This window comes from Fibrella forsythiae (assembly GCF_017353175.1).
Classification (GTDB): Bacteria; Bacteroidota; Bacteroidia; order Cytophagales; family Spirosomataceae; genus Fibrella; species Fibrella forsythiae.
Genome location: NZ_JAFMYW010000054.1, coordinates 1 through 1,099 on the forward strand (window position 1 = coordinate 1; position 1,099 = coordinate 1,099).

The 1,099-nt window shown below is 54.0% G+C and carries 1 protein-coding gene; it reads left to right on the forward strand.

The features are described 5' to 3' along the window. On the forward strand, nucleotides 1-1,099 hold a 1,099-nt coding region (locus J2I46_RS32600), incomplete at both ends, for a SusD/RagB family nutrient-binding outer membrane lipoprotein (protein WP_207333305.1).

A 1,099-nucleotide genomic window follows, 5' to 3' on the forward strand; every position in this document is an offset into this window, starting at 1 on the left:
AGCCTTCCACTTTCAGATTCTGGTGGACACCTACGGCAACATTCCCTACACCAACGCTTTGCAGGGGCTGACCGTAGCTCAGCCTACGTATGACACGGGGGTAGCGGTGTATGAAGATCTCTTCAAGCAGCTTGATGCGGCTCTGGCCCTGTTTGCCAGCGGCGAAAAGCGGGCGGCAGCAGGTGAGACTATCAATAATCCAGGCGTCAATGATATCATGTTCAAAGGTGATATCAACAAGTGGCGTCGGTTGGCCAACACGTTGAAGTTGCGGATGATTCTGCGCCAGAGCGAGCGGACGGATCGGCAGACCTTTATCCAGGCGGCCCTGACAACCCTGAAAGCGTCGCCCTACGGATTTCTGAAAGCAGGTGAATCCGCTGCGATCAACCCCGGTTACGCGAACTCGGCCAATCAGCAAAATCCATTCTATGCTACTTACGGCAATGGCGTAAATGGTCAGCCTGTGGAGAATAACAACATATTCAGGGCGGGTCGTTATGCGTTAAACTTCCTGATCAACACGCAGGATAGTCGTGTATTCGGTTTCTACAATCCGGTAAGCGGTAGTAGTTTTAACGCTACCTTCTTCGGTACCATTACGCCGTTGGTTAACAGCCAGGTATCAAGTATAGGGCCTGGTTTGCTACAAAGCGCCACTCAGGATGCTATCATTCTGTCGAGCGAAGAGGCATTGCTGCTACAAGCCGAAGCTGTTCAACGGGGTTACATCACGGGCAACGCCAAAACGCTCTACGAAACAGCCATCATCCAGTCATACACGTACCTGGGCATTTTCGACGATGCAGGGACGGCCGAAGACTACGCCCGTCTATTACTCGACAGTGGTAATCCTAGCGCTACCTGGGATGCCGCTACCAACAAGCTGACGCTGATTCTGACCCAGAAATGGAACTCGCTCAACGGCATTGCTCCGTTCGAAGCCTGGAGCGACTTCCGCCGCACCGGAATCCCGGCCGTGCCCATCTCCCAGGACCCCAGTACGTCAGTCAAACAGATCCCCTCGCGCTTGCTCTACCCCCAGACCGAGACCCAGTACAACGAAACAGCGGTGAAAGCTCAGGGCACTGACAGCCAG